Here is a 352-nt window from a genome sequence, read left to right as displayed (position 1 = left end):
CTTGTTGGTCCATTCCGACGGCTCGACATAGGGCGCGTACTGCGGCAGGTAGGTATCAACCAGGCGCTGGGTGTGCTTCTGCTCCCAGCGAAAGCCCTTGCCCACGAATAGCCGCTCGTTGCTGACCGGGATCTCCTTGCTGGTCATGCTGTAGAACGACAGCCGCCGGATGTTGCGTCGGTAGCGCAACACGCGCAGCGCCTGGCGTAAGCGGTAGATCCCGAAGCCGAGGACGGCGACGGCCGTGACCAGGCCGAACAGCGGGGTCAGGGCGACGGCCCAGGGCGCGAACACGCACAGGAAGGCCATCGCCAAGCACACCTGCACCGTGTAGAGCTCCACCGCAGGCCGC

General features: G+C 65.6%; 1 pseudogene. It reads right to left on the bottom strand.

The features are described 5' to 3' along the window. Positions 1-352 (bottom strand): annotated as a pseudogene (locus GSQ95_RS25965) (conjugative coupling factor TraD, PFGI-1 class); the annotation flags it as partial.

The organism is Pseudomonas sp. BAV 4579 (assembly GCF_009765395.1).
Classification (GTDB): domain Bacteria; phylum Pseudomonadota; class Gammaproteobacteria; order Pseudomonadales; family Pseudomonadaceae; genus Chryseomonas; species Chryseomonas aestiva.
This window is presented reverse-complemented; position numbering and strand designations above follow the sequence as displayed.